18 protein-coding genes, 1 tRNA gene and 2 pseudogenes are annotated in these 20,130 nt (G+C 52.5%); 12 read left to right on the top strand and 9 right to left on the bottom strand.

The features are described 5' to 3' along the window. The first annotated feature begins 146 nt into the window (after nucleotides 1-146). Nucleotides 147-223: transfer RNA gene (locus tag WMO44_RS11580), tRNA-Arg, on the top strand. 153 nt (nucleotides 224-376) lie between these two features. Here the strand turns inward: WMO44_RS11580 and WMO44_RS11575 are convergent. The 3 genes and pseudogenes from WMO44_RS11575 to WMO44_RS11565 all read right to left on the bottom strand — a co-directional run bounded on the left by WMO44_RS11575 (nucleotide 377) and on the right by WMO44_RS11565 (nucleotide 3,075). Continuing rightward, nucleotides 377-1,765: pseudogene (locus tag WMO44_RS11575) on the bottom strand (site-specific integrase). Nucleotides 1,766-1,859: 94 nt separating this feature from the next. Then, nucleotides 1,860-2,165 (bottom strand): helix-turn-helix domain-containing protein, encoded by a 306-nt coding sequence (locus tag WMO44_RS11570; protein ID WP_097780453.1) that lies wholly within the window; start codon nucleotides 2,163-2,165, stop codon nucleotides 1,860-1,862. Between the two features lie 493 nt (nucleotides 2,166-2,658). Then, a complete protein-coding gene (locus WMO44_RS11565; RefSeq protein ID WP_243005619.1) occupies nucleotides 2,659-3,075 on the bottom strand; it encodes a hypothetical protein in 417 nt (138 codons plus the stop codon). 196 nt (nucleotides 3,076-3,271) lie between these two features. Between WMO44_RS11565 and WMO44_RS11560 the strand changes: the two genes are divergently transcribed. Together WMO44_RS11560 and WMO44_RS11555 are read left to right on the top strand one after the other, a co-directional pair. After that, nucleotides 3,272-3,535: a hypothetical protein gene (locus WMO44_RS11560; RefSeq protein WP_118658475.1), complete on the top strand. Its 264-nt coding sequence runs from the start codon at nucleotides 3,272-3,274 to the stop codon at nucleotides 3,533-3,535. Nucleotides 3,536-3,592: 57 nt separating this feature from the next. Continuing rightward, entirely contained in the window at nucleotides 3,593-4,459 is an 867-nt protein-coding gene (locus WMO44_RS11555) for a MerR family transcriptional regulator (protein WP_349152679.1), read from the top strand. Here the strand turns inward: WMO44_RS11555 and WMO44_RS11550 are convergent. The 3 genes from WMO44_RS11550 to WMO44_RS11540 all read right to left on the bottom strand — a co-directional run bounded on the left by WMO44_RS11550 (nucleotide 4,362) and on the right by WMO44_RS11540 (nucleotide 7,874). Beyond that, nucleotides 4,362-5,261, bottom strand: coding sequence for a relaxase/mobilization nuclease domain-containing protein (locus tag WMO44_RS11550; protein ID WP_349152678.1), 900 nt, complete (start codon nucleotides 5,259-5,261; stop codon nucleotides 4,362-4,364). The two genes, WMO44_RS11555 and WMO44_RS11550, sit on opposite strands and share 98 nt — an antisense overlap. A 22-nt stretch (nucleotides 5,262-5,283) precedes the next feature. Beyond that, nucleotides 5,284-5,769, bottom strand: a complete 486-nt coding sequence (locus WMO44_RS11545) for a plasmid mobilization protein (RefSeq protein ID WP_349152677.1) — start codon at nucleotides 5,767-5,769, stop codon at nucleotides 5,284-5,286. A gap of 1,049 nt (nucleotides 5,770-6,818) precedes the next feature. After that, on the bottom strand, nucleotides 6,819-7,874 hold the full coding sequence (locus tag WMO44_RS11540; RefSeq protein WP_349152676.1) for a helix-turn-helix domain-containing protein: 1,056 nt from the start codon (nucleotides 7,872-7,874) through the stop codon (nucleotides 6,819-6,821). Nucleotides 7,875-8,109: 235 nt separating this feature from the next. Between WMO44_RS11540 and WMO44_RS11535 the strand changes: the two genes are divergently transcribed. Together WMO44_RS11535 and WMO44_RS11530 are read left to right on the top strand one after the other, a co-directional pair. Next, nucleotides 8,110-9,519 (top strand): MFS transporter, encoded by a 1,410-nt coding sequence (locus tag WMO44_RS11535; RefSeq protein ID WP_349152675.1) that lies wholly within the window; start codon nucleotides 8,110-8,112, stop codon nucleotides 9,517-9,519. Further along, nucleotides 9,516-11,987 (top strand): glycoside hydrolase family 2 protein, encoded by a 2,472-nt coding sequence (locus WMO44_RS11530; RefSeq protein ID WP_349152674.1) that lies wholly within the window; start codon nucleotides 9,516-9,518, stop codon nucleotides 11,985-11,987. The genes WMO44_RS11535 and WMO44_RS11530 overlap by 4 nt, the downstream gene beginning before the upstream one ends. Before the next feature lie 196 nt (nucleotides 11,988-12,183). On the opposite strand, the gene WMO44_RS11525 is transcribed toward WMO44_RS11530, so the two are convergent. After that, nucleotides 12,184-12,432 carry a DUF6061 family protein gene (locus tag WMO44_RS11525; protein ID WP_349152673.1) on the bottom strand — a complete coding sequence of 83 codons (249 nt, stop codon included), beginning with the start codon at nucleotides 12,430-12,432 and terminating at the stop codon, nucleotides 12,184-12,186. Nucleotides 12,433-12,968: 536 nt separating this feature from the next. Beyond that, complete coding sequence (locus WMO44_RS11520; RefSeq protein ID WP_349152672.1) at nucleotides 12,969-13,184, bottom strand: hypothetical protein; 216 nt, start codon at nucleotides 13,182-13,184, stop codon at nucleotides 12,969-12,971. A gap of 181 nt (nucleotides 13,185-13,365) precedes the next feature. Here WMO44_RS11520 and WMO44_RS11515 point away from each other — a divergent pair, with 181 nt between their 5' ends. From WMO44_RS11515 to WMO44_RS11490, 6 genes are all read left to right on the top strand, one after another. Then, the gene (locus WMO44_RS11515; RefSeq protein ID WP_349152671.1) at nucleotides 13,366-13,629 is read left to right on the top strand and encodes a hypothetical protein; all 264 of its coding nucleotides are present in this window, start codon (nucleotides 13,366-13,368) and stop codon (nucleotides 13,627-13,629) included. 57 nt (nucleotides 13,630-13,686) lie between these two features. Beyond that, nucleotides 13,687-13,890, top strand: coding sequence for a MerR family transcriptional regulator (locus WMO44_RS11510; protein WP_349152670.1), 204 nt, complete (start codon nucleotides 13,687-13,689; stop codon nucleotides 13,888-13,890). Between the two features lie 628 nt (nucleotides 13,891-14,518). Further along, entirely contained in the window at nucleotides 14,519-15,199 is a 681-nt protein-coding gene (locus WMO44_RS11505; RefSeq protein WP_112146629.1) for a response regulator transcription factor, read from the top strand. 9 nt (nucleotides 15,200-15,208) lie between these two features. Further along, nucleotides 15,209-16,246, top strand: coding sequence for a sensor histidine kinase (locus WMO44_RS11500; protein ID WP_217297009.1), 1,038 nt, complete (start codon nucleotides 15,209-15,211; stop codon nucleotides 16,244-16,246). 101 nt (nucleotides 16,247-16,347) lie between these two features. After that, nucleotides 16,348-17,031, top strand: coding sequence for an ABC transporter ATP-binding protein (locus WMO44_RS11495; protein WP_005942816.1), 684 nt, complete (start codon nucleotides 16,348-16,350; stop codon nucleotides 17,029-17,031). Nucleotides 17,032-17,042: 11 nt separating this feature from the next. After that, complete coding sequence (locus WMO44_RS11490; protein WP_435387737.1) at nucleotides 17,043-19,382, top strand: ABC transporter permease; 2,340 nt, start codon at nucleotides 17,043-17,045, stop codon at nucleotides 19,380-19,382. Nucleotides 19,383-19,455: 73 nt separating this feature from the next. Here WMO44_RS11490 and WMO44_RS11485 read toward each other — a convergent pair whose 3' ends face one another. Continuing rightward, entirely contained in the window at nucleotides 19,456-19,650 is a 195-nt protein-coding gene (locus WMO44_RS11485; protein WP_435387736.1) for a DUF6061 family protein, read from the bottom strand. Here WMO44_RS11485 and WMO44_RS11480 point away from each other — a divergent pair. Continuing rightward, a pseudogene (locus WMO44_RS11480) lies at nucleotides 19,612-19,713 on the top strand (DUF6061 family protein); the annotation flags it as partial. The gene WMO44_RS11485 and the pseudogene WMO44_RS11480 overlap by 39 nt on opposite strands. Nucleotides 19,714-20,130 lie beyond the last annotated feature (417 nt).

The raw sequence follows: 20,130 nt of genomic DNA, 5'->3' as shown, positions 1-20,130 counted from the left end.
CCGGGACAGTAGAAGGCTTATAGAAAAAACACAGTAAAATCAAAGAAAAGACGTTCTTTTTCGGAAAATATAAAATTATTTTAAAAAAGCTGTTGACAAACACCGCCCTTCGTGATAAAATACATCATGTTCCGAACGGAACGTATGCGTTGGTAGCTCAGCTGGATAGAGTGACTGACTACGAATCAGTAGGCCGGGGGTTCGAGTCCCTTCCATCGCACCAGAAAATGCCGTGAAATCGAAAGATTTCATGGCTTTTTTGTTTTTCTGGCAGGGGCTGCACATTTTTGCACATCTCCTGCACACTTTACAAAAAAGCCATGAACTCTTTGCATCGCTTGCACAGCGTGTATTTCGCTGCACAAAAAAGAATCTTTTACGCGAAGAGTACCCGCGTCAGCTCGCGGCGCTCCTCTGCGTCCATTTGCCGGATGGCTTCAAGGATCATTTTACCCGTGATTTTTGTTGCCACCGGCGTTTTGTTTTCCGGGGGTTCCTGCGGCTTTGCACCTGCTACGTCCTGCGTGTAGAAGTCGGCTTCGATCTTCTCGGTCAACTCCAACCGGGGTTTGTCCTGCGTGTGGGCGTAGGTGTCCATCAGGACGGTGGCGGTTGCATGGCCAGTGTTGCCCTGCACCGATTTGAAGTCACCGCCAGACTGCAGCAGCTGGTAGGTGGCACTGGAGTGGCGCAGACCGTGGAACACGATCTTCTCAAACTCCGGGTGCTCTGCCCGCCACATACGATACCACTTTGTCAGAACGTCCGGGGCAATGGGTAAGCCGTCTGGTAAGCGGAACAGCTGACCGCAGTTGCTGTATTTTTCCGGGGCATTCTGTTCGTCCTGCTTCATCTTTTCCAGCCATGCCAGAAGCTCCTCTTTCAAGGGCTTGGTCATGTACAGGATGCGGTTGGACTTTTTGGTCTTAGTCCGCTTAAGGATCAGCGAGGACTTGCTCCCCTCCCGTCTGTCCGGGAAGGTGTGGTAGATCTGGGTGGGGTCGATCTTGGACAAGGCGACCTTGTCGGCACGCTGCAGGGCTTTGTTCACCGAGATGGTTCCCCGTCCGTCTGCTGCATCAAAGTCGAGGTCTCCCGGCTGCAAGCCGAGGATCTCACCCTCTCGCAAGGAAAGGATCATGCTCATGTGCACAGCCAGATGCAGGGCAGGGTTCTCGATGGTCTGCAGCGCTGCCAACATGGTGCGCTCATCCCAGATGGTGCGTTCTTCGGTGTTGATCTTGGGGGCTTCACGGGGAGTAGGCGATTTGTGGATCAGATCCCAGTCAACGGCATACGAAAAGGCGGTCTTCAGGAGCGTGTGGACTTCGTGAATGGATGTGCTGGATAACAGCCGTTTCTTCTGATTTTCCGTCAGCTCCTGCTTTTCGCCGTGAACGTACTGGCCGCAAGGGGTCTGGCTCAGGGTGGCGTAGAACTGCTCAATGTCGTAGGTGCGGAGGTCTTGCACCTTCCGCTTTCCGATATACGGCACGATGAGGTTCTGCACCATCGCCACAGATTGGGTGTAGGTCTTGGGAGACCACTTGTGTTTGCTGGACTGAATGGGGATCTACTTGTACAGCATCTCCTCCACCGTCATGGTGTCGGGCACGAGGAAGGTGCCATCCAGCAGTTCCTTCTCCACCGTGATCTTGCGCTCCTGCGCTTCGGCCTTGGTCTTGAAGGTTTCCCAGCCCTTGCAGGGCTTGCCAGCATGATCTTTGTAGTTGTATCGGACGGAATACGTGTTGCCACGTTTCATACTTCGTATGCCTAGCAGTGTGCGCTGCGCGCGGATATATTTTTGCCTGCCTTGGCAGGCATCGGCATAATAGATGCCATAGATATTCCCTCCCTCAGACCGCTGCAAACCAATCATCGAAGCTCTGCTTGCTTACCCGGATGCTGGTACCGAGGCGGATCACCTTGAAGTCTTTCGTGGTGTTGCACAGATTGTACGCAGCACGGTTGGAGATCGCCAACAGTTGGGCGATCTCCTCCACCCGGTAAACGAGCGGGGCGTGTCGGACGGTTTTGCTGGTCTGGTCAGAAGGTTCTACGGCAGGGGTTTCGGACAATTCCATTGTAGGGGATTCGGGCGCGATTTTCAAGTCCTCACGGGTCAGTTTGGCGGAATTTTTGCGGACATTCGTCATAGGCATGTCTCCTTTGCACTTCTCCAGACCCGGTGCAGCTCCGGTTGAGCTGCACCCTGTGGGCTGGTAAATATGTAAGGGCCTGCCGCTCCTGACCCGAAGCAGCAGCCCAAAAAAGTGCGAGAACTTGAATTTACGCGCCCCACGCGCCCCAAACCACACAAAAGTACCTTTCTGTGTTGATTTTACAGGGCGCATGGCTGAATTGTATGCGCCCTTTTGGGGCGCATCTTGCCTTCTCTCCCGCCCCGAAGGGCGTGTTGCCGCCCTGCAGCCGCCTGGAAAGGACAGATACGCGCCTAAAGAAAACAGCGATAACAGGAAAAAAACGATAATTTTGGGCGCGTGGGGCGGGAGTTTTTTACTTTTCGTGTGTTTTATGCCGCAGCAAAGGCAGGGTGGACGCATACGCCCCGGAAGCCGCAGAACTTGTCGGGGCAAAGCCCCTCCATCTTGCTGCGCAAGACCGTTCTGTCGCTTAAAAGCCCCACTGGGGCTTTCATTGCTGCGCTGCGCTCGCAAACGCGAACTTTCCCTCGATGTGCTTGGAAAAGGTCAGGCCATACTTCCCCGCATTTTTCAGCAGGAACTGGCTGAACTTCTTTTGCGGAACAGGTGATTCCAGATTATCCTCGCACCACTTGGTGTAGGCGCGGTAGAGGTAGGTGGAGCGTTCCTCGGTGTCGGGCTTGAAGCGGACATACGCCGTTGCCTGCATGAACTGGGTCAGGTTGTCGCTGTCCGCCATGGCTGCTTCGAGGTTCTGGATGGAGCGCTCGCTGATGGTGAACTGATAGCGGTTCGCCAGCAGACGGTGCAGCCCCTCCAGCATCCACAGCAGGATGCCGGGACGCTCCTCGGACAACTCTTCGATGAGGAACGGGTTATCCACCCGGGCAGGGTCACGGTCTTTCACGGACGAAGTGGTTATATCGATTTATCCAAATGAAAAACATTGTGATTGTGCTATAAATTTTCTGGAAATTCATGTGCAGACACACAAACTTTTGGAAATTTATGGACGAACGAAATAAATTGAGATTAAATTACGTTATTCCAATAAAGATATTTGAAATTATATCCTTTTCAGACGACCGGTAGGAGGGGTATTTATGTTAGAGCAGTTTTTTAAATCGCAAATTGCAACAGTTTCTGATCCTTACCAATGCAATCGCATTACGGATGCGTTGGCGGCTGCGGGAATCAAGTTCTATTGTAAAACGAAAGATGTCAATCGGCGTAATGCGTTCGATCAAGCAAGAATCGGAACGCTTGGTATAAAACCGAAGTATATCACGGAAGTATTTGTGGACAAAGAAAATGCGGAGATGGCATTCCATATCGTACACACCTTGCCCAATCAAGAGAATTTTTGAAAAAGCTATTGACTGTCCCCTTGGGGGTGGGCTTATCATACCAGTGGAGGCGATGATATGCTTATCAATGAAGTCTGCAAGAGATGCGGCCTTACAAAAAAGGCTATTGAGTATTATGAGGAACAAGGCTTGACTCACCCTCAAATCATGGGAAATGGTTACAGGGTGTTTTCAGAGGATGATGTCATCCGATTAAACAAGATTGCAGTTTTACGCGGGCTTGGAATATCGGTGGCGGACATTAAAACGGTTCTAGCAGAGAATGACCATTTATCTTTTCAAACTATATGCGACAAGAAAGAACTGGAACTTTCGAATTTGCAAGCGAAACAACAATTACTCTACACGCTTGCGAGAAATCAGAATTGGGAGGATGCCCGGGCGCAATTGAGCCAGCTCGAAACGAAGCGCTCTATTCTTTCAAGATTGCTTGACCGTTTTCCGGGATATTTCGGAAAATTTATCAGTCTCCATTTTGCACCGTACCTGAATGAGAGGATTGCAACAGACGAACAGCAAGATGCATTTGAAACGATAATTGATTTTTTAGACGGTGTGAATATTGTTATCCCGGATGATTTGAAAGAATATCTCGATGATGCTGCGAAAACCATTGATCTTGTTGACGTGTCAAAAAAAGCTGCTGCAAGTGTTGTTGCTGCAATACAAGACCCTGAACAATATCTGAAAGATAATAGGGAGATGTTTGGGCGGTATAAGGAAGTCAAAGCGTCTGACGCGTACAAAAACACTCCGGGTTACAGACTTCAAGAACTATTCGCACAGTTAAATCGAGAAAACGGGTACAATGATGTCTTTATCCCTGCTATGCGGCGATTGAGCAGTTCTTATCGTGAATACTATGAAAAGCTATTGAAAGCAAACGAAGTTTTCTTAAAAAGTTATCGTGAAGTTCGTATCTAATGCAAGCGTAGATCTGCTTTCGCAGTTTGTCCAGTTCGGTCTGGTAGACGGTCTGGGTGGGCTGCTGCCCTTTGGCGGCAAGTTTGGCGTTGGCATAGTCGAGGCGGCGTTGTCCGCGCCGCTGCGCCCAATACTCGCGCTCCGAAACATGGTCGCCTTGGGCTTCCAGCAGATTGATCTGGTTCAGGTCGGCTTGCTCGCACATTTCCATGACAGCGACACGGAGGTGCCGGAGCATGGCAGAGGTGCAGCGGTGCTTCTTGCCCGCTTCCCAGTCGCACGGCTTGTCCATGAAAGGCTGCCGTTCCACGGTGCGGACACGCAAGCTGCCGATGACGATGTGGACGTGGATGTTCCCGGCACTGTTGTGACCGTCCGGGTGGGTGCAGACGATGGCGGGATGACCGGGGAAGTTGTCCTTGCAGAACTGCAAGCCAAGGGCTTGCGCCCGCTCCATGGTCAGGTCGTTCTCTACTGCGTCCTTCGGGTCGAAGCTGATGATATACTTCGTATGGCCAGCGGTGCGTGCTGCGCACGGATATATTAGCATCCGCTTTGGCGGATGTCGCCATATATGGTGGGTCTTCACGTCCTCCCGCCCGCCGTTCTTGCCGTACTTGCGATTGGCGATCAGGCAGGCCATAGCAAACGAAGATTCGCCGCACTCAAGAGTGTCGAGCAGGTACGAATCCCGCAGCTTGGGTCTGCCCTTCTCGTCCAGAATGGGCAGACCGGTGTACTCGTTGTGCTGAAAGGTGAGATAGCTTTCGGCGGCGGCGTAGTTAGAGTTCTTCGAGGTCATGCTGATTGCAGCCGCAGGCTGCTTACATTAGAAAAAATCGCGGAAGTGATTTTTTACAGCCAATTCGGCGCAGCCGGATTATTGCTTGATGGTTGCCATACAGTTCACCAACCGTTTCTTCGGCTTTCAGCCGAAAGTTCGTGAGTGCGGACAGTTCCTCCAGTATTTGCGCCCGGAGCTGCTCGGTGTCTTTGCCGCCGGAGTTGAAGTGCCGTGCAAGCTGGTTGAGGTTGCTGCCCACCTTGCTGCACTGGGCAGACAAGGCGGCAAGCGCCGCCAGTGCATCCTCGCCGCCCTGCGCCACCACAACGGTGTGCTTGACGTTTACGCCGTACAGGACACGGCGGACGAGTTCGGACTGGGTGAGGTGGAGTTCTTTGCAGGCGTATGCGATCCGCAGTTTTTCTTCTGCGGTCACTCTGACCTTGATGATGTGTGTCTTTCGTTTTCGCGGCGTGTCATTGCGGTTCTCTCGTGCGTGTGCGTTCGGACTTTTCATTTCAGCCATATTCGACCTCCTGTGAAAATGATAAATGCCCGCTCCGGGATGGAGAGGGCTATGTAATGCGACACGCCGCATTCGCACCAACGGTGCGAAGCTAGAGCAGGGTTTGGGGAAGGGCCACGGTTGCGAAGCAATGAAAGCCCCAGTGGGGCTTTCAAGTGGCAGCGCGGTCTGCGACAGCAGATGGAGGGGCTTTGCCCCGACAAGCACTTGCCCCAACAAGGATGACTGAGTGGACAGCAATTTTTCAAGCATTGAAAATTTGTGGCCACAGGTCGATACTTGCTTTCGCCCTTTCCGTGCAACACTGAAAATTTCAGAAGTCGAACCGCAATGCACGTTGAAAATTTTGCAGAGCAAAATGTGTGAAAAGGAAAAGCCCCTGCTCATGGTCACCGTTCACACCGAACGCAGTTCCTGCCCCTGTTTTGCAGCGGCGTTGTCCGGCTCGCCCACAGAAAGTGTGAGGTCATGGCGCAGTATCTCGTTCAGACGGCTTATGTAAGATTCAAGGTACAGTATGAAGAAAGCCGGGCGCAGTGCGGACACTACAACCTGCTTCTTTCAAGCATCAGAATAACACTTTGTGGTTGTGCGGTCAACAACTAAAAACAAATTTTGGAAGATTTAACAACTACATAAGATTTTATTTGTGAAAAAGAAAAATACCGCCCACGCAGCGCAGCGATGATTTTGTCGGGTGAAACGGCGGCAAAATAGATCGGGTGTGTTGCGGGGCGGTAAAAATCTTCATGGAGAATAAATCCTCGCCGTTCTGTACTTTTCTACAAGACCGCGTTTGCGCAGCAATGAAAGCCCCAGTGGGGCTTTTAAGCGGCAGAGCGGTCTTGCGCAAGCAAGATGGAGGGGCATTGCCCCGACAAGCTCGGTGGGATTTGCGATAGAGGGTATCATGGATTGCAGGGCACGTCAAAATGGTTTTGCAAATTTTATTGCAGTAAAGCGGTGATAGTAGGACTTATGCATGGGATATGCTATTTTGACAGGCACTGATTTGAAAAATTGAGATAAAACAAAAAGCGCAGAGCACCTTATTCAGAGTGCTCTGCGCTTTTCTGCATCTTGCGCCATTGTTGCGGGGTCATGCCGTACTTTTGCCGGAACAGTTCGTAGAAGTGGGTGCGGTTGGTAAATTTGAGTTGTAGGGCGATCTCGCTGACGGAAAGTGTTGTTTCCCGCAGCAGCCGTTCAGCCTTCTGGAAACAGAAGGTCATGCCGTAATCAAAAAGGCACAGACCGGTGCGGCGCTGGACGATGGAATTGAGGTAGCTGCCATTGTAATTCAAAAGCCGTGCCAGTTCACTGCGAGGCAGCCGGCCATCTGTATCCTCCAGCAAACGGCTGATACGCAGAAAGAGCAGGCTTTCAGGGCTGCTGCTCAGGTGCACCGGGGTGACGTAGAACCCGGACGACAGAAAATCGAACAGTTCGCAAAGTGTGCCCTTCAAATAATAGGTGGCGGCGGTACTGGGTTCGTGCAGGATGTGGGTCATGCGGGCGATGAGCGTTGTCAGGGTTTGAACGCTGTCGGAGTTTTCCGGTGTGGGAAAAAGGTCCTGATATTCCTTTCGAAGGTCCTGTCCCAGATTTGCCAGCATGAACTGCAAAACGGGATTTTCCGGCAGATGGCGCTCGGCTTCAAATAATTGCAGGGATGCAGATTCCGTCAGGCTGCGGACAAAATCCACAGACAGACCAAGAAAACAGAGCTTGGCGGGGCCAATGAAGCGTTCGTTATGGAGGATGCTGCGGTTTACCAGACAACAGGTTCCGGCACGGTAGGGGTATTCTTTTTCCTCGATCTGTTGGATGACCTCCCCTTCCAACACCAGCATCAGTTCAAAATAATCGTGGCGGTGCAGCGGACGGGAGCTGAGGGCACGGAATAAAGCATCCATAGAGTTTTCATGCAGCCAGCAGCCATTCGGTGAGAACATCTGAATGCTGTATTGGTCGGTTTCTCCCAGACCGGTACAGGACTCCAGCGTGATCTGCACCGGGGACATGATCTTGTAGAAGGTAGAGAGCTGACTGCCCCAGTTTTCAACCTCCAAAATATTCTCATAGCTGGTGGAATCCGGTTTCATGAAAGCGTCTCCTTTTCCGCAATGTGCGAATATGATACAATCTGATGGATGCGGCACACGATGCTGTCATTGTGGAATGTGAACGGAATTGCTAAAATATAGGCACAATACAAAAACATTCTGTAAAAGCTGTGCGGCCGATGGCTTTATTATAGAGTGCTTTTGAAAAAATGTAAAGCGACAGACGTATTCTGTCGCTGTGAATGATACAGCACATCTTGAAAGGAGAATCCCCATGTCTGCTACTGCAACGACAGAGAAAAAATATCTGAAATGGTATCAGAAGCTGGCCTACGGTTCCGGCGATCTGGCCTCTAACTGCTCCTATGGTCTGGTTTCCAGTTTTGTACTGCTTTATCTGACCGGAACACTGGGTCTGGACAGTGCCATCATTGGCTCTTTGATGCTGGCTTCCAAGGTTCTGGACGGCATCAGCGATGTGATCTTTGGCACCCTGATCGACCGCACCCACTCCAAGCTGGGCAAAGCACGTCCGTGGATGCTGTTTGGTCAGGTAGGTGTTTCCCTCTGCCTGTTTTTGCTGTTTGCCATCCCGGCTGGCAGCACCACCATGCAGTATATCTACTTCTTCATCGTGTACACGGCACTGAACGCAGTGTTCTATACTGCCAACGGCATTGCATATTCCTCTCTGGTGGCACTGATCACCAAGAACAACAATGAGCGTGTGCAGCTGGGCTCCTTCCGTTTTATGTTTGCGGTCGTCACCAACATCTTTATGGGCTTTGCCGTTACCGGCATGGTGGAGAAGTTCGGCAGCGGTGCCGCAGGCTGGCGTACCACGGCTCTGATCTTCGCGATCGTTGGTCTGGTGGTCAACACCATCAGCTGCCTGGCTGTCAAGGAGCTGCCGGAGGAGGAGCTGAGCGACAACGCCCCAGAGGCAGGCACCGACACCAAGGCTGCCCCGGAGGAAAAGCGTGGCTTTGCCGAGACCGTAAAGCTCCTGATCCACAACAAGTATTACCTAATGCTCCTGGCCATCTACATCGTGTACTATATCATGAGCAACCTGACCACCGGTGCCGGTGTGTTCTGTGCCACCTATTACTGGGGCGATGGCAGCCTGCTGGGTCAGTTCTCCATGATGAAGATGTTCCCTGTTATCATCGCACTGGCCATTGCACCTGTCCTCATCAAAAAGACCGGCAGTATGCAGAAGGTCAACTTCTGGGGCTACGCCATCAGCAGCGTGCTGGGCATTCCCATGATCTACTTTGCCATGCAGAAGAACATCTCCATGTTCCTGCTGTTCATGTTCATCAAGGGCATCTTTGCAGGCACCCTCAGCGGTTCTCTGAATGCCCTGATCGCTGAGGCCAGCGGCTACACCACACGCACCACCGGCGTCCACATGGACGGTATGATGTACAGCTGCTCCTCTCTGGGCGTGAAGGTCGGCGGCGGCATCGGTACTGCGGCTGTGGGTTGGCTGTTGAAGCTGGGCGGCTTTGTGGGCACCGCAACGGTCCAGAGCGAAAGCGCCATTCGGATGATCTTCAACCTGTACATCACTTTCCCCTTTGTGATCGGCATCATTATTACAGTGCTGCTGGCTTTCCTGGATGTGGAAAAGGCCAATAAGAAGTGGGATGCTGAACACCAGAAAGAGGCACAGGCATGATTCGACAGAATTTCAACGCAGATTGGACGGTAGAAAAGGGAGATGGCAATTCCCGGATGAATTCCTTTCTGGGAAATACCCAGACCAAAACCGTGCATCTGCCCTACGATGCCATGATCCATGAAGCCCGCACCCCGGACACGAAAAACGGTGCACAGACCGGCTTCTACCCCGGCGGCGAGTACATTTTTCAGAAGCATTTCACCGCACCGCAGGCGTGGCAAGGCAAGCCGGTGTCCCTCGTATTTGAGGGCGTGTACCAGACGGCGCTGGTCTACCTGAACGGCTGGCTGCTGACCCGGAACGTGAACGGCTATGCGGAGTTTACCGTGGAGGCTGGTCCCTACCTGAAATATGGTGCCGACAACCTGCTGAAGGTCATTGCAGATAACAGTCTGGAACCCAACAGCCGCTGGTATACCGGCAGCGGCATCTACCGCCCGGTGCAGCTGCTGGTGGGCAACAAGGTCTATCTGCCGCAGGATACCGTGCGTATCACCACCCGGGAGGCGGACGAGGGCTTTGCCCTGCTGGATGTGACGGCACAGGTGCAGTCTGCCAGCACTGTTACAGAACGGGTGACCCTGCAGCAGACCATCTGCCGGGAGGGCACGGCAGTGCTCACCGACCGGCAAAACCTCCTGCTCCAACCCGGCGAAAGCAGAACCGTCTTCTTCCGGTACTGCGTGGACAGCCCGGCTCTGTGGAGCCCGGAGAACCCCAACCTCTACACCAGCACCATGCAGGTGCTGGAGGGCGAGGAAGAACTGGACCGGGAAGAGACCGGCTTCGGCATCCGTACCCTGAGCATCGATGCAGCGCATGGGGTACGCATCAACGGGCAGACCGTCAAGCTACGGGGTGCCTGCATCCACCACGACAACGGCATTCTGGGTGCAGCCACCCTGCCCGATGCCGAGGAGCGCCGCATCCGTCAACTGAAGGAAGCGGGCTTCAACGCCATCCGCTCCTCCCATCACCCGGCAGGGCGGGCGCTGCTGGATGCCTGCGACCGGTACGGTGTGCTGGTAATGGACGAGCTGAGCGACGTATGGAACGTGCGGAAAAACCCCTACGACTATGCTCTGTACTTTGAGCAGGACTGGAAGCCCACCATTCAAAAGATGGTGGCCAAGGATTACAACCATCCCAGTGTCATTTTGTACTGTGTGGGCAACGAGATCTCCGAGGCGGGTTCGGAAAGCGGAGCAGAGACCAACCGGCGGCTCTGCAACACCTTCCGGGAGCTGGACCCCACCCGCTACACCACCAACGCCCTTAACGGCCTTATGGCAGCAGGTTACCGCCTGCGGGAGATCATGGGGGATGTGATGCGAAAATTCCCGGCGCAGCCCGGTCCCTCCGGCGGCGATGGCGGCGGCAGCAATGCCCTGAACAGCTTTATGAGCCTGATGTCCGGGGAAAAGGGCGACTACTTTGCCACCCATCCGCTGCTGACCGAGGCGCTGTCCGGTTGCGAGGATTCCTGCGATGTCATTGGTCTGAACTACCTTACCGGACGCCATGTGCTGGAGCATGAACTGCACCCCCACAAGGCAGTGCTGGGCACCGAGACTTACCCGGCAGATATCGTGCGGCTGTGGCGCATCGTGGAGGAGAATCCTCACATGATCGGCGACTTCACATGGGCTGGCTACGATTATCTGGGCGAGGCCGGCTGCGGCATCTTCCATTACGATGGCGGTGCCAACTTCAGCAGCATCTACCCGGAACGCACCGCCTACATTGGAGATCTGGATCTGCTGGGCAACCGCCGCCCCATCAGCTATCTGCGGGAGATCGTTTACGGTCTGCGGAAGGCACCTTATCTGGCAGTGTTGCGGATGGAACACAACGGTCAGACCTCCAGCAAAACGCCTTGGATGTTCAAGGATAACCTTGCCAGCTGGACATGGCCCGGTTTTGAGGGACAGACGGCTTCGGTGGATGTGTACTCCGCCTCGGAGGAAGTGGAACTGTTCCTGAACGGTGCTTCTCTGGGCCGCCGTACCGTGGTGGATTTTACCGCCACCTACAGCGTGCCCTACGCTCCCGGCGAGCTGAAGGCTGTGGGCTATACCGGCGGTGTGTGTGACGGTGAGTTCACGTTGCGCACCGCACAGAATGCACAGCTGACCCTTACAGCAGACCGTAAGACCCTGCAAGCTAACGGCGAGGATGCCGCCTTTGTGATGATCCAATTCGTGGATGCAAATGGCACCGCAGATCTGCACACCAAACACACCCTGAAGGTGGAGTTGGAGGGTGCAGGCATTCTGGAAGCCGTAGGCAGCGCAAACCCCTGCTCCGAGGAGCGTTACGACACCCCGGAAAGCGAGACCTTTGACGGCTGCTGTATGGCGGTGATCCGCGCAGGAGAAGCTGCGGGCGAAATTCATCTGACCGTTACAGCAGATGACAGCGTTCAGAAGCAGCTGACGATCCTGATTCAGGAAGCAGAGGGCTGAAGCTCAAAAAGCCGGTGAATGCTCAAAACAAAAACAGGGTGCGCCCTGCGAACGCACCCTGAAAGATCCATATATCACAAGAGAAATAGGGCGTTCCCCATCGGGGACGCTCTGTTTCTCTTTGCGGGGGTAAGATGAGACGATTCCATCCGCTGTGCAGGAAACACCTGCGTTGTTGCTCCAGCAGGCAGGAATGTCAATCTTCCAGCCTGCCATGGTCACACCCCAGCGACAGGTAGTGCTCCATCTCCCCTCTCAGCACCATCTGGGCATACTCCAAGGGCTTATTGTATAGCAGCCAGTCCAGCTCTGCCTGCTGTGCCGGGGTGTTGCCGTACTCATCCTCCACAGCGATGCAGTCGATGGCAAGGGTGGTGCCATCCTCGAACCGAGGTTCCACCCGGTTGGTGTCCATATTGAAGCGGCAGGAAAGCAGTTTGTTCATGGTGAACCTCATTTCTATATCAAACGGTGTCTGTTCGGATGTCCTAAACCCTGCCATAAAACCGATATGTCATGTAAGATTGTTGTTTGGATAAAACTGGAAGATTATGCACGATAAATACCGTTGAAATCCAGCTTTTGGGGCTGTGCGAAACAGCCTGTTTTGCCGGGCTGATTTTGGCTCTGCACACTTTTGCACATTTTCTGCACATCGCAAGGATGGATAACAGGTGCAAAGACGTGCAAGCAATGCAAAGAATGCAATAGAATAACAACGGTAAAATAACGACAATTCGATTAAAACGACGATTTGCCGTCAAATGATGAAATGGACAAAATGTGCTATTCGGTTCCTACGAATCAGTAGGCCGGGGGTTCGAGTCCCTTCCATCGCACCAGAAAATGCCGTGAAATCGAAAGATTTCATGGCTTTTTTGTTTTGTAAGCCATGGGTGCACGGTTTTTGCACGGTCGGTGTTTTCCATGTCCGATGATGTAGGGCGCTGTATTGCATTGCAATCAGTGCCCTTTTTTGCATCAGGTGAGCAGTGCCAGGCGGAGCTTTGCCTTCATTTCCGGGTCGGCATCCTTGAGCAATTCCAAAAGAGCCGTCATGGAGATGGTGGGTTCGCCTGCGGCGGGTATAGCCTGCGGGCTGGGGGTGTCGGGCTTAGCATAGAAGCCGCTTTCAAACTTCTTGCCCAGCGCCACACGGGAGGACTGCTGGATATGGGCGGCGCACGAGGCAATCATAGCGATTGAACTGAATGGAAAATGTTGTGATTGTGCTACAAATTTTCAGAAGATTTATATACAGACACACAAACTTTTGGAAATTTATGGACGAACGAAATAAATTGAGATTAAATTACGTTATTCCAATAAAGATATTTGAAATTATATCCTTTTCAGACGACCGGTAGGAGGGGTATTTATGTTAGAGCAGTTTTTTAAATCGCAAATCGCAACAGTTTCTGATCCTTACCAATGCAATCGCATTACGGATGCGTTGGCGGCTGCGGGAATCAAGTTCTATTGTAAAACGAAAGATGTCAATCGGCGTAATGCGTTCGATCAAGCAAGGATCGGAACGCTGGGGATAAAACCGAAGTATATCACGGAGGTATTTGTGGACAAAGAAAATGCGGAAATGGCATTCCATATCGTACGTACCTTGCCAGATCAGGCGAATTCTTGAAAAAACTATTGACTGTCCCCTTGGGGGTGGGCTTATCATACCAGTGGAGGCGATGATATGCTTATCAATGAAGTCTGCAAGAGATGTGGCCTTACAAAAAAGGCGATTGAGTATTATGAGGAACAAGGCTTAACTCGCCCTCAAATCATGGAAAATGGTTACAGGGTGTTTTCAGAGGATGATGTCATCCGATTAAACAAAATCGCAGTTTTACGCGGGCTTGGAATATCAGTATCGGCAATGTCAACGCCCTTGGTGTAGTGCCGTGCGCGAAGAACTGATGCACGACTGACGCCGTTTTCCTCTGCGATACGGTCGCAGGTTTTCTTACCGGAGTGGTGGGTATCATCGTGAGACCCACCACTTTTCTTTGCTAAAGTGTACTGGTTGCCGTGAAATATTTTCTCGGCTTTCTTTTCAGATTCGTAGCAGGGTTTGGGGCAGGCACGCCCCAACAAAATCACTTGGAAAACTCGCAAGAGTTTGAGAAGTGAAGTCCCGGTGGAGCACAACATTTTCAAGAATTGAAAATTTGTGGCCACGGGACGGTTCTTGCCCTCTACCGCTGCGCTCAAAACGCATAGACCGCGTTTGCGTAGCAATGAAAGCCCCAGTGGGGCTTTTAAGCGGCAGAGCGGTCTTGCGCAAGCAAGATGGAGGGGCGTTGCCCCGATAAGCTCGGTGGGATTTGCGATAAAGGGTATCATGGATTGCAGCGAGCGCCAAGATGGTTTTGCAAACTTTATTGCAGTAAAGCGGTGATAGTAGGACTTATATTTAACACACGGCAAGAAACAATTTCCGTTTTGCACATTGTAATGTTCGCAGAAAAAACTTATAATGCTTTTGAACCTGTAGGACACACAAAACGCGGAAAAGAGAGGGAATCATGAGAAAACTGTTCCTTTTGGAAGATGATCTGAGCTTGATCAGTGGGCTGACCTTTGCATTCAAGAAACAGGGCTTTGCACTGGATACAGCCCGGACGCTGGCAGAAGCCGAGGTGCTGTGGTCAGACAGAAAATATGACCTGCTGGTGCTGGATGTTTCCCTGCCGGATGGCTCTGGCTTCGATTTCTGCCAGAAGGTGCGGCGCACATCCAATGTGCCGATTCTGTTCCTGACTGCTTCGGATGAGGAAATGAATATCATCATGGGACTGGAACTGGGCGGGGATGATTACCTGACCAAGCCGTTCAAGCTGGGTGTCCTGTTGTCGCGGGTCAATGCACTGCTTCGCCGTGCAAATGCGTCCAGCGCAGGAGAACCCGTACTGGAATCGGGCAGCATCACCGTCCGGCTGCTGCAGGGACAGGCATACAAAAACGGAGTATTGCTGGAACTGACCGGCGCAGAGTATAAGCTGCTCTGCTTCTTTATGCAGCATCCGAATGCCGTGCTATCCAAGGAACAAATTCTGGATGCACTGTGGGACTGCGATGGGGATTACATTGACAGCAGTGCCTTAACAGTATACATCCGGCGGCTGCGGATGAAGATTGAGGACGATCCCGGCAAACCGCAGATGCTGCTGACTGTCCGCGGCATGGGCTATAAGTGGAATGGGTAAAGGTGCCGTATGAAAGTATTCGCAAACCGGGAGATCCGAAATTTGTTCCAAGCCGTGCTGGCGGTCTGGGCGGTGGCATTGGCTCTCACGCAGGGCATCGTATGGCATACGACGCACGCATTCTCTTTCGCATTACTGTTGGTTTTTCTTCTGCTGGGCGGCTGTCTCTGGGGCGTGCTTTTTCGCTATTTCCAAAGGCAGAGCGCGCTTCTGGAACAGGCAGTCCAGCAAATCCAAAGCTGTCTGGATGGCAACCCGGATGCACGACTGGACTGCGACCGGGAGGGAGAATTTTACCGTCTGTTTCACTCCGTTAATGCATTGGCGGCAGTTCTGAGCGCACACGCAGACAACGAGCAACGGGAGAAGCGTTTTTTGAAAAATACCATTGCAGATATTTCGCACCAGCTCAAAACACCGCTGGCGGCGTTGAATATCTACAACGGTCTGCTTCAGGACGAAGCTGTTTCGCCGTCGGAGGTCAAAGAGTTTGCAGACCTGTCCGAACAGGAGCTGGACCGCATCGAAACGTTGGTGCAGAATCTGCTCAAAATCACCCGGCTGGATGCCGGTTCGGTCGTCTTGGAGAAGAAAAACGAAAATGTTGCTGAAATGGTGCAGGATATCGCGCGGCAGTATCACTATCGTGCCAAGCAGGAACAGAAAAAGCTTGTTCTGTCCGGCTCAGAGGCGGTTACACTTTGGTGCGACCGTGACTGGATGCAGGAAGCTGTGGACAATCTTGTAAAGAATGCCCTTGACCACACAAAGAGCGGAGATACGATTCAGGTAGAGTGGAATGCACTGCCGTCCATGGTTCAGATCAAAGTGCGCGACAACGGCAGCGGCATCCACCCGGAAGATTTGTACCATATCTTCAAACGGTTTTATCGCAGCCGCTTTTCACAGGATACACAGGGCATCGGGCTGGGTCTGCCGCTGGCAAAAGCCGTTGTGGAAGCCCATCACGGCACCATTGAAGTAGACAGCGAGCTGGGAAAGGGCACGACCTTTACTCTGAATTTTCCGATTCCTACAAAATTGTAGGCTGAGTGTAGGCTTGCAGTAAGGTTGACGTGTTATCCTTTTCTGCACAGACAGAGATGATCCGTCTGAATCGAAGGAACCTGCAAAGTGAGGGATACACTATGGAACTATTAGAAGTCAACCATCTCTGCAAGACCTACGGCAGCGGAGAAACCGCTGTCCATGCGCTGAAAGATGTTAGCTTTTCAGTGCCGAAAGGCGAATATGTGGCGGTCGTTGGCGAATCCGGCTCCGGCAAAAGCACCCTGCTCAACCTGATTGGCGGACTGGATACGCCGACTTCCGGCAAGGTGCTGATTGATGGCAAGGATGTTTTTGCCATGAAAGACCGGGAGCTGACGATCTTCCGCCGCCGTAATATCGGTTTTATCTTTCAGGCATTCAACCTCATCCCGGAACTGACCGTAGAACAGAACATCCTGTTCCCGGTGCTGCTGGACTACCAAAAGCCGGACAGAGCATATCTGGAAGAACTGCTGACCGTGCTGAATCTGAAAGACCGTCGGAAGCATCTGCCAAGTCAGCTTTCCGGTGGGCAGCAGCAACGGGTAGCCATTGGCCGCGCCCTGATGACCCGCCCTTCCCTGATTTTGGCGGATGAGCCGACCGGCAATCTGGACACCCAGAACACCAGCGAGGTCATTGCCCTGCTAAAAGAAACATCCCGGAAATACGAGCAGACCATCCTGATGATCACCCACAACCGCAGCATTGCGCAGACGGCAGACCGGGTGTTGCAGGTATCGGACGGCTGCCTGACCGATTTTGGGAGGTGCCGGGAATGAGCAGCACAGAAATGAAAAGCTATCTGAGCCTGATCCCGATTTCTGCCAAGGTACGCAGACGGCAGAACCGCATGACGATTTTGTGCATCGTCCTTGCGGTGTTTCTGGTCACGGCGGTGTTCAGTATGGCAGATATGGCGATTCGGATGGAAACCTCAAACCAGCTGAACAAAAACGGAAACTGGCATATCATGGTAAAGGACATCTCCCCTGAAACAGCCGCAGAGCTTGCCGCACAGGAGGATGTTGCTGCATTTTCGGCGTATAGCGACATCAACGCTTCCCTTACGGAAAACTACTTTGCCGGAGATAAACGTGCCGCACTGGTAGGAGCAGATGATGCGATCCTTCAAATCTTTCCGGGAATGCAGTGCAGCACTGCCCCGGCGGATGGCGAAGTGCTCGTGACAGCAAACATCCGGGATTGGCTGGATGTTACGGTCGGTACAGCGATTCCGCTGACGCTCCCGGATGGACAGACCATTTCGCTTACTGTCGCAGGTTTCAATGAGGATACCTCCGATGCGAACCAGTATGATGCTGTTGTGCTGGTGATGAACCGCAGTACATTTTCTCAGATTGCCGCACAGGCAGAAGAATCCTTTGAAACACAGTATTTCATCCAGTTCAAGCCGCGTACCAATTTGCGGCAGTCCATTGTGAACATCGAAAACAAGTACGGAATTTCAGAAGAAAAAATCTCCGAAAATACTTACCTGATGGCGTTGAACGCAAGCAGCAACAGCGATTATATTGTAGGCTTATATGCGGTAGCGGCTGTGTTGGCTGGCATGGTCGTCCTTGCCGGAATTTTTATGATCACAGGCAGCATCAACAGCAATGTAGCGCAGCGTACCAGCTATTATGGAATGTTGCGTTGCCTTGGGGCAGGAAAAAATCAGGTTCGGATGCTTGTCCGGCTGGAAGCTCTTTTCTGGTGTAAAACTGCTGTTCCAGCAGGATGTGTGCTGGGAATCGTTTCCACATGGGGATTGTGTTCCTTTCTGCGTGGATTTATCGGCGAGGAGTTCAGCGCTTTACCGGTGCTTGGCATCAGCCCGGTCGGTATTATCTGTGGTTCCGCGCTGGGACTTATCACGGTTTGGTTCGCGGCATCTTCTCCGGCACGGCGGGCGGCAAAAGCTTCTCCGATCACAGCAGCAACTGGAAATGCGGTGGAAAATGCAGCGGATTCTCCGTGTCATGCCCGGTTGTTTGGAAGTCGTGCAGAGCTTTCTTTGGGCGTGAGCCATGCAACCTCGTCCAAAAAGAACTTGCTTCTGATGACAGGTTCCTTTGCGTTAAGCATTCTCCTGTTTTTGAGCTTTTCGGTTTTGCTTCGATGGGTTGGATTTGCGCTGAATCCGTTGCAGCCCTACACACCGGACCTATCGGTGGCTGAAACATCCGGGCAAAATGTCCTTGACCCGGTGCTGGTGGAGCAGCTGGAAGCTCTGCCGGAAGTCAAACACGCATTCGGGCGGATGTATTGCCCGCTCCCGGCGGAATATCAGGGAAAACAGGGGTCCATCGACCTGATTTCATACGATACGATACAGTTTGGCTGGGCGAAAAAAGACCTGATTGGCGGAACCCTTCCGCAGGAGCCGGAGGATGGCACATACCCTGTGCTGACGGTATTCGACAAAAGCAACTCCCTGACCGTGGGTGATACCATTCAGCTGGAGGATGCAAAGCTCACAGTCGTGGGTGTATTGAACGACAGCCCGTTCAGTAGTACCGATTCCCCGATTGTTATCTGCACCGAAGAAACCTTCCATCAGCTGACCGGGCAAAACCGCTATGCGGTGATCGATATTCAACTAAAAGATACCACAGCAGAAGCAGCCATTGCACAAATACACACCCTGCTGAGCGACACGTTAAACAAGCAGGTTGTTTTTTCCAACCGAATCGAAGGAAATCGGATGATACAAAGCACCTACTGGGCGTTCCATCTGGTGGTCTATGCGTTTCTCATCGTGATTGCAGGAATCACCATTCTGAACATCGTCAACAGCATTTCCATGAGCGTGTCGGCACGAATGAAGCAGTATGGCATCCTGCGTGCCATCGGGATGGATGATGCACAGCTGAAACGCATGATCTCTGCCGAAGCTGGCACCTATGCGGTGTCCGGTCTTGTGGTGGGCATTGCGCTGGGTCTTGTGCTGAATCGGAAGCTGTATATCCTGCTCATCACCCATTATTTCGGTGCAGCGTGGCAGATGCCGTGGGGCTGTCTTGCCGTGATTGTCGTAGTCGTGCTGGCGGCTGTGGTGCTGGCAGTATATAACCCGGTCAGGCGAATCCTCATGCAGCCCATTACTGCAACCATCAGTGAATTATAAGCCAGAACAACAGATGCCCACCAGCTTATGGCGAAAACCATAGGTCGGTGGGCATCGTGTTCTTTATAGGGGCTTAATCTTCCAGTCTGCCGTGGTCACAGCCAAGTGACAGATAACGCTCTATCTCCCCTCTCAGTACCATCTGTGCATACTCCAAGGGCTTATTATACAGCAGCCAGTCCAGCTCTGCCCGTTGTGCAGGGGTGTTGCCGTACTCGTCCTCCACGGCACCGGGGTCGAGGATGCACTGGACGTGACCATGGCGCAGAGGTCGGAGTTAGACTATCTCGCCTATAATGACCCGCTGGGCTATGCGGATTTGATTCTGAATTCTGGTCATCGACATGGTGCGTCGGCATCCCCTTGTGTCTGCTGGTTGTCTACGGGCTGCTGCGGGCTTTGCGCTGAAAATACGCTGAAAAGAGGTCACCCCGCTCGGTGGCCTCTTTTTTGCTGCCGCGAACTGTCTGGCTGCGGCAGCGGATAACAGCAATGTCCATTGCGCTTTGTTTTGCCCGGATGCGCACCCGCAGAAAGCGCTCCCTCGTCAAACTGCCCAAAATACGCCCCTAAAAGTTTACTTGACGCGATTTTAAAATCAATATATAATTGGGTCAGAAACCAATTATAGAAAAGGATGATTTCCAATGGCGCGCAGATACGACAGCAAGGAAGCAAAACGGCGGATACTGACCGCCTGTGTCCGGCTTTTTCTGGAAAAAGGCTACACGAACACCAAGGTGGCAGA

Origin of the sequence: Faecalibacterium tardum, from assembly GCF_040096515.1 — a bacterium.
GTDB lineage: Bacteria > Bacillota > Clostridia > Oscillospirales > Ruminococcaceae > Faecalibacterium > Faecalibacterium tardum.
This window is presented reverse-complemented; position numbering and strand designations above follow the sequence as displayed.